The sequence below is a fragment of the Amycolatopsis minnesotensis genome (assembly GCF_039529815.1).
GTDB classification, from domain to species: domain Bacteria; phylum Actinomycetota; class Actinomycetes; order Mycobacteriales; family Pseudonocardiaceae; genus Amycolatopsis; species Amycolatopsis minnesotensis.
The window spans coordinates 151,233-158,949 of record NZ_BAAANN010000022.1 but is presented as its reverse complement, the minus strand read 5'-3'; the positions used below and the strand labels follow the sequence as shown (position 1 = coordinate 158,949).

At 70.2% G+C, this 7,717-nt stretch carries 6 protein-coding genes; 1 reads left to right on the top strand and 5 read right to left on the bottom strand.

The features are described from left to right. Positions 1-200 precede the first annotated feature (200 nt). The 4 genes from ABD256_RS26515 to ABD256_RS26500 all read right to left on the bottom strand — a co-directional run bounded on the left by ABD256_RS26515 (position 201) and on the right by ABD256_RS26500 (position 4,857). Entirely contained in the window at positions 201-2,096 is a 1,896-nt protein-coding gene (locus tag ABD256_RS26515) for a Xaa-Pro dipeptidyl-peptidase (protein ID WP_344424421.1), read from the bottom strand. Between the two features lie 75 nt (positions 2,097-2,171). Further along, on the bottom strand, positions 2,172-2,864 hold the full coding sequence (gene lepB, locus ABD256_RS26510) for a signal peptidase I (protein ID WP_344424418.1): 693 nt from the start codon (positions 2,862-2,864) through the stop codon (positions 2,172-2,174). Next, the gene (locus ABD256_RS26505; protein ID WP_344424415.1) at positions 2,861-4,309 is read right to left on the bottom strand and encodes a phytoene desaturase family protein; all 1,449 of its coding nucleotides are present in this window, start codon (positions 4,307-4,309) and stop codon (positions 2,861-2,863) included. The genes lepB and ABD256_RS26505 overlap by 4 nt, the downstream gene beginning before the upstream one ends. Positions 4,310-4,335: 26 nt before the next feature. After that, a complete protein-coding gene (locus ABD256_RS26500; protein WP_344424413.1) occupies positions 4,336-4,857 on the bottom strand; it encodes a DUF4232 domain-containing protein in 522 nt (173 codons plus the stop codon). 191 nt (positions 4,858-5,048) lie between these two features. Here ABD256_RS26500 and ABD256_RS26495 point away from each other — a divergent pair, with 191 nt between their 5' ends. Beyond that, positions 5,049-6,746: an alpha-L-fucosidase gene (locus ABD256_RS26495; protein WP_344424411.1), complete on the top strand. Its 1,698-nt coding sequence runs from the start codon at positions 5,049-5,051 to the stop codon at positions 6,744-6,746. Here ABD256_RS26495 and ABD256_RS26490 read toward each other — a convergent pair. Next, a complete protein-coding gene (locus ABD256_RS26490) occupies positions 6,739-7,596 on the bottom strand; it encodes an alpha/beta fold hydrolase (RefSeq protein ID WP_344424408.1) in 858 nt (285 codons plus the stop codon). The genes ABD256_RS26495 and ABD256_RS26490 overlap by 8 nt on opposite strands. Positions 7,597-7,717 lie beyond the last annotated feature (121 nt).

Below are 7,717 nucleotides of genomic sequence, written 5' to 3'. Positions count from 1 at the left end.
GAAGGTCACCTTCAGGGCATCAGCACCACCATGCCGCACGCCGCGAGGGGCGAGATCGCGGCGTCAGATTCCCCGAAGGCGACCTTCACGGACCAAGCCCCCGGGCGGCTCCACGCATCCGCCACCCACCTCACCGGAACCGACGCGCACACATCACTGCGGCCTTCAGAGCAGTTCCGACGCCACCTCCGCCCCGACGATCAGCCTGCGACGAGCGGGATCTTCACGCTGCTTTCCCCGAGCGTCGCGGCCACCTTCGTGCCCGCGGGGTACTGCAGCGTGTAGTCCTGGTCGGTCACCAGCAGCACGACACCGAGCCGGTGCCCCGCCTTGAGCTGGTACTGCCTCGGCTCCATGTTCCAGGTGAAGGTGTACGGCTTGCCGGGGCGGATCGGGTCGGTCCGGCTCGCCGAGTTCCGGTTCCGCACGTCCAGCCAGCCGCGGCTGACCACCTGGTAGTCGCTCTCGGCGGTCTTGTAGACCCGCTTCGGGCGGCATCCCGAGTTCGCGCCGAGCGTGTCACCGAAGCACCACTGGTCGTCCGTCTTCACCAGCTCGGTGACGCGCGTGTCCTTGCCGTAGTCCACCAGCAGCGCGCTCAGGTAGGGCGACTTGCCGTCCACAGAGGCCCGCACGGTCACCTGTGGCGTGCCCGAAACCCTGGCGTTGAACGGAAGCGGATCGGACACGTAGAGCAACCGGTTCGGGTCTACCTTGTCCATTCCGGACACCAGGCTGTCCGCGGTCCGGTTCGGATCGTCCACGAAGGACTGCTTCTTCCCGAACCCCGGTGCCCAGAACGGGGTCAGCACACCGGGTTGCGCGGGCTTGCCGTTCGAACCGAAGCGCAGCGTCACGTCGTGCGCACCGGGTTCCGGCCAGTTCCGGTAGTCCACCCACTTGCCGGGCGCCGCCTCGAAGTGCACCATCGGCGTCTTCATCACGCGGTTGTCGACGTTGTAGAGCCAGTGGTCGAACCACTGGTGGACCTGGTCGAGCCACGCCTGCTCGGCGACGTAGAGCGGGTCGTCGTGCTGGCCCTGGTGCAGCCACAGCTTGCGCGGGGTGTCGTTCTTCCCGAGCGCGGTCCACAGGTCGCTGAAGTTCTGCGGCTTCACGTTCCAGTCGTTGATCCCGGCGACCTGCAGCACGCTGCCCTTGAAGTTCTTCATGTCCTTGGCGAAGTTGCGCTCGTCCCAGAACGCGTTGTAGTCGCCGCTGACCCGGTCCATCGCGGTTTCCATCTCCCGGATGGGTTTTTCGCACACCGCGGCGTTCTTCCTGGTCAGCACCACCTTCGCGTGCAGGTCCGCGTCCTCGCCGACGTACCCGCCGGGAGAGACCACCGCCCCGTTCGCCCGGTAGTAGCTGTACCAGCTCGGGATCCCGGAGATCGACACGATCGTCTTCAGGCCGGGCACACCGGTACTGGCCACCGCGACCGGCAATGTGCCGTCGTAGCTCTTGCCTGCCATCGCGACATTCCCGGTGGACCAGCCCGCCTTGACCTCCTTGCCGTCCGCGGTGAACGCCTTCGCCTTGCCCGTCAGCCATTCGACGACCGTCTTCATGCCGGTCTTCTCTTCGGTGCCGATCGCGCTCGGGCAGCCCTCGGAGTTGCCGGTGCCGAGCGTGTCCGCCGAGATCACCGCGTACCCGCGGGAGACGAAGTAGTTGTCGTAGTAGACCGGGTCGTAGTCGACCGGCGGCTGCGCCCCCGTCGGCGGCGACCACGGCGCGGTGTGCGGGTAGTCGGTCACCTTGGCCGGGTGGTACGGCACGTCGAGCGTGCCACCGTTGTACGGGCTCGGCTCGACGATCGAAGCGACCTTCAGCGAGCCGTTCGTCTCCTTCGGCCGCGTCACGTAGACGGCCAGCTTGTCGTGTTTGCCGTCGCGGTCGCTGTCGACCGGCGTCTCGACGTAAACGAGTTCCCGTACGGCTTTCGCGAAGTCGTAGACGGGTTTCGTCTCGCCGTCGCGGATGGCCACCTCGCTCGCCGCCGCACCGAGCGGGTCGGCCTGCACCGCCGCCACAGTGGACACGAGGGAAACCCCGGCGAGCCCGAAAACCGCCAAGGTACGTCTCAATCGCATGATTCGTCCTTTTCTGCCCCTGATGCCCCCGGTTGCACCAAGGAAACCTTGGCCCGGCCACGGCCGGAGCGCAAGCTACTTCGGTCGCCTGCGCAGGGCTTCGAACCCGGAAGCGGCAAGGAACACGACCCCGGCGAGCACCACGGAGACCGCCACGATCAAGCCGATCGCACCGTCGCGTGGCGGGGCGAACCGCGAGAACGCGCGAGTGGCGTCCAGTTCACCGGCCCTGGTGAGCGGCCACGCCCTCGCCACCACCCTGCCCCGCACGGCCGAGGCGGGCACCGCGCCGGCACCGGGCCCCGCCACCCGCGCCCGCGAATCCGTTGCCACGGTGCGGTGATCGCCGAGCACGAACAGCCGCCCCGGGGTCACCGCGACCGAAAACGGCATCGACGCCGGCGCGTCACCGTCCAAGTACTCTTCGGCGATGGGCTGGCCGTTCACCGCGAGCCGCCCGTCGGTCACGCAGCAGGTCACGGTGTCGCCGCCGAGCCCGATCACCCGCAACGCGACCGGCTCGCCGTGGCCGCCCAGCGCGGCGGGGTCGAGCAGCACCACGTCGCCGCGCCGGAGGTTCCCGATGCCGGTGTCAGCGACCGCGGTGTCCTCGTGGCGCAGGACGGGGGCCATCGAGTCGCCGTTGACGTTCACCACGCGGTAGCCGATGACGAGCGGGACGATCCCCGCGCAGCACAGCGCGACGCCGAGCAGGAACAGCGCGATCGACACCCGCTGCCGGTGCCGGGACAGGCGATGGCGGCTCATGCGACCGGCCCCAGCGCGGGCAGTGCGCGGCCGAACTCGGTGCGCAACACCCGTTTCGCCGCGTAGTAGCCGCCGAGCCCGTGCACGCCGGGCCCCGGCGGGGTGGCCGCGGAGCACAGGTACACACCACTGAGCGGCACCCGGAACGGATCCCAGCGCGCGACCGGCCGTGCCGCGAGCTGCCGCAGGGAAATCGCGCCCGACGCGATGTCACCGCCGACGTAGTTCGGGTTGTAGGCCGCCAGTTCGCTCGCCGGAACCGAGCGGCTGGCCAGCACGGTGTCGGAGAACCCCGGTGCGAAGCGCTCGATCTGACGGGTGATCACCTCGGTCGCGTCCAAACCGGACCCGTTCGGCACGTGGCAGTACGCCCACACGGGCCGTTTCCCCGGCAATCCGCGAGTGGGATCGGCGACCATGGGCTCGGACAGCAGTACGACCGGGTCCTCGGCGTGTTTTCCCCGCACGACGGCGTTTTCGCTCGCGTAGAGCGATTCCCGGTCACCACCGAGGTGCACCGTACCCGCGTCGGCGACCCCGGGGTCGGTCCACGGGATCGGCTCCGACACCAGGAAATCCACCTTGGACACCCCGGGACCGTACCGGTAGGACTCCAGCGCCCGCCGGTAGCCGTCGTCGAGGAAGCGGCCCGCCATGCCGAGCACCCCGCGCGGGCTGACGTCGAGCAGGACGGCGCGAGCTCGCGCCAGTTCCCTGATATCGGTCACCCGGTGTCCGGTGTGGACGGTCCCGCCGTGCGCTGCGAGATCGTCCGCCATCGCGTTCGCGATGCGCTGGCTCCCGCCGAGGGGAACCGGCCAGCCGCCCTTCGCGTGCGCGAGATGTCCGAGCAGCAGCGAAATCCCGCCGCCGGGCAGTGCGGGCAGCCTGCCGATCGCGTGCGCCGCGACCCCGGCGAGCATCGCGGGCGCCTGCCTGCCGCGGAACACCCGCCCGCCCAGCCGGGAGCCGTGCACGAGCGCGCCGAGGCCGAACCTGGCCAGCGCGACCGGATCGGCGGGAAGGCGCCGCTGGTCCGAGATCACCGCGTCGACGATCGCGTCGCTGCTCCTGACCAGCGGTCCCATCAGCGCGCGCCACCGCGCGCCGTCCGCCCCGAGCCGCTCGCAGGTCCGTTCGAGATCGGCGAACGCCAGCCCGGCGGGCGCACCGTCGAGCGGATGCGCGTAGGACACCGCCGGGCGCACCAGTTCGACGCCGCGCGCGCCGAGGTCGAACTCGCGGAAGAACCGGGACGCCGCGGCCATCGGATGCACCGCGGAGCAGACGTCGTGCAGCACGTCCGAATCGAACAGGCGCGCCGACCGGGCCCCGCCGCCGATTTCGCCCGCCGCTTCGAACAGTTCCACCCGCAGCCCAGCCCTCGCGAGCACCACCCCGGCCGCGAGCCCGTTGGGTCCACTCCCGACAATCGCCACGTCCACCGCGACAGGCTACAAGCAGGCCGCGTTCAGTTCAGCAGTTTCGGCGCCCACGCGGTCACCGTCAGCTTCCCGGTGGTGCCGAGATCGGTGTCCACCGGCAGGGTCCGCGCCTCGCCGCCGGGCACCGGTGTCACGGTCACGAACGAACCCGCCGCCGAATCCCCGTCGGTGACGGTGCTCGACCACGACAGCACGGAGAGGAGGTGCTGCCCCGGTTCGAGCGTGTGCGGCGCCGGCCCGGGATCCCGTGCCATGTAGGACACCCCGTGCTCGATGGTGATCGTCATCGGCTTCCTGGCGGCGTCGAGCAGCACGACCGCCGGATACCCCTCGACGCGCAGGCTCTTCGTTCCGCAGTTCACCATGGTCACCACCGAGGCCCGGTGCCCGAGCGCGGCCTCGACCGGTCCCGCGGTGAGCGAGACACCTTCGCGGGTACAAGGGTTTTCGGCCGTCGTGACCGGGGGCGGAGTGGTCGAAGCCGGCGACGGCACGGGCGGAGGAACCTCGTCGGGCCCGCAGGCCGAGACCGGCAGGACGACCGCCACGGCGATGAGTGCGCGAAGCGGTCTCAATTCGTCCCCCAGGTCAGCCGATGATCACCGCAATCGTATGAGCGCGGGTATTCATCGGACCCATACCCCCTTCCCTTGACGAATACGGGCGTATGTGTCAACTTCTGCGCAGTGGTGATCGGATGACTGGACCTTTCGACGCCGTTCGAACAAAGGGGTAGCCGATGGCGCGACGTTCCCGGCTCGCCGCACTGGCCGCCGCGCTCCTATGCCTCGTCCTCGGCGCCGCTCCCGCCGCGGCCGCCGTGCCGGGCAAAGCACTGACCGGCGTACCCGCCGCGCTGCCGCTCAGCGAAAATCCGGCCGTCGCGGCGTGGCAGCGGCTGCGGTTCGGGATGATGCTCCACTGGGGCCTGTACTCCCAGCTCGGCGGCTACTTCGACGGCAAGCGGCAGACGATCGGCTACCCGGAGCAGATCAAGGCCTGGATGCACATCTCCGACGCGGACTACCTCGACGTCGCCAAGGGGTTCAGCGCACCGAAGTTCGACGCCGGCGCGATCTGCGGGCTGGCGAAGGCCGCCGGGGCGAAGTACCTCGTGATCACCTCGAAGCACCACGACGGCTTCGCCATGTGGGACACCAGGACCACCGGCTACAACGTCAAGCGGGCGACCCCCTTCGGCACGGATCCGCTCCGCGCGCTGTCCACCGCGTGCCACCGGGCCGGGATCGGCTTCGGCGTCTACTTCTCGATCATCGACTGGACGAAGATGACGCCGGAGCCGAACGAGAACCTCAACCCGGTGCCGGAGCCGCTGATGCCGTTCCTGCAGGCGCAGCTCAAGGAGCTGATGACCGGCTACGGCAAGATCGACGAGGTCTGGTTCGACATGGGCGCCCCGACCGCGGCGCAGAGTGCCGCACTGGCCGCCACCGTGCACCGGTACCAGCCATCGGCGCTGGTCAACTCGCGGGTGTGGAACAACAAGGGCGATTTCGAGGTCGGCGGGGACAACAAGGTGCCCGACACGCCCTACGCCAGCCCGTGGCAGTCGGTGGAATCGGTGTTCCCGCAGTGCTGGGGCTACTGCACGTGGCCGAGCGCCGACCGCTCACCCGGCGCGCTCGCGGCACAGGTGCGCGCGAAGGCGGTGAACCTGCTGAACATGACCGCGAACGGCGGCCAGTACCTGCTCAACGTGGGCCCCAAGGGCGACGGCTCGATCGACCCGTTCGACGCGAGCGTGCTCCGGGGTGTCGGCGACTGGACTCGCCGCAACCCCGGTGCCGCGCTGGGCGCCAGGCCGACGCGGTTCCCGGCACAGCCGTGGGGGAAGATCACCGCGGACAACTCGAACCTCTACCTCGGCGTCACAAAGTGGCCCACCGGCGGCGAAATCCGCGTTCCCGCACTCGCGAGCGAGGTCACCTCGGTCACCGCCGAGGGCACCGGGCAACCGCTGCGCCATCGCCGGGACGGCGCCGATCTCGTCGTCACGCTTCCGGCCACGCCGCCCGATCCGGTGCTCCCGGTGATCCGCGTGCACACCGCGGGCACACCGCGCACGGTCCCGGCGACCACGGTCACCGGCGACAGCGGGCGATGGCGGATCGGCGCGAACAAGCTGACCCCCGGCCGCAGCACGATGGGCGAAATCCGCCAGACCGGCTACCTCGCGTCGACCGGTTTCCTGCCCTCACTGGTTTCGGCCCGCGTCGACGCCGACGGAATCGACCCGCGGACCACCTACCGGATCACGATGGGCGGGCAGCGTTTCGACGTCAGCGGCCGCAAGCTCCGCACGGGCCCGTTCCTGGTGTTTCCCAAGCAGGTCACTGAGTTCAGCATCGAGCGGGCGCACCCGGACTACGCCGGCCAGCCGCTCGGCCTCACCGTGCGCGGAGTCGACGTCAGCTGAGCAGCCGCCGGATCTCGTCGGCGATCAGGCCCGGCTCGGTCTCCGGCACCATGTGCCCGGACAGCCCGGCATGCACGTGGCGCCCGCGACTGGACCGGCTCGCGCGGTACTCGTGCGAAGCGTCGGCCAGCGCGCGCACCCGTGCGTTCATCCCGGCCGAGGTCTTCCCCGCGGAGATCACGGTGACCGGGATTTCGCCCAGTTCAGGCGTGTTTTCGCGCAGGGACCGGAGATCCTGCTCCACGGACGCCAGCTCCGCGGCGCGCGTGCGCATCGCCGCGACCGTGAACCCCTCCGCCCGCATATCGGCGGCGGCGTCGGCGGGCAACGACGCGAGCAGCCCGCGGAAGGCGACCCCGAGCAGCCCCAACCGAGCGAGCGCCGCACTACCGACCTGGCCGACCTTCTCCGCCCGGCGAATCGACGGCGTGAAGAGGAGATCGCAGCTCTCATCGGTCGGATCGACCAGCACGAGACCGGCGATGCGGCCGGGTTCGGCCGCGGCCGCGACCCGCACGATCGGACCGCCCCAGCTGTGCCCGACTAGTACGAACGGCCCCTGCCCGAGGTGGTCGAGCACCTCGCCGAGGTCCTGTGCGAGCCGGGTGAGCCTGCGCGGCCGCCCATCCGCCGGACTGCGCCCGAGCCCGCTGCGGTCGTACACCACGGACGGCGCCCACGCGGCCAGTTCCCCCTGCACAGTGGCCCAGTACGACCGGCTCGCCGCGAGCCCGCCCTCGAACACGACCGTCGGCACACCCGCCGGCCCGGACCGACGCTGGAAGAACAACTCCCGCCCGTCCCGGACCCTGGCCCACCCCGGCTCCCCCTGACTGTGCCCACCCGTCATGCAAGTTAGGTTACCCTAACTTTGGCGAGGATGATCCGCGCCCCGGAGTCGAAGTACACGCCACTGCCGGTGTCGTGCGCGGCGAGCACCACGCGCGGCCGTCCTGGCCGTCGTAAATGGG

What these genes read in the sequence shown, in the direction of transcription:
- ABD256_RS26515 (WP_344424421.1), bottom strand. Translation starts at nt 2,096, where the DNA reads ATGCGATTGAGACGTACCTTGGCGGTTTTCGGGCTCGCCGGGGTTTCC.
- lepB (WP_344424418.1), bottom strand. Translation starts at nt 2,864, where the DNA reads ATGAGCCGCCATCGCCTGTCCCGGCACCGGCAGCGGGTGTCGATCGCG.
- ABD256_RS26495 (WP_344424411.1), top strand. Translation starts at nt 5,049, where the DNA reads ATGGCGCGACGTTCCCGGCTCGCCGCACTGGCCGCCGCGCTCCTATGC.
- ABD256_RS26490 (WP_344424408.1), bottom strand. Translation starts at nt 7,596, where the DNA reads ATGACGGGTGGGCACAGTCAGGGGGAGCCGGGGTGGGCCAGGGTCCGG.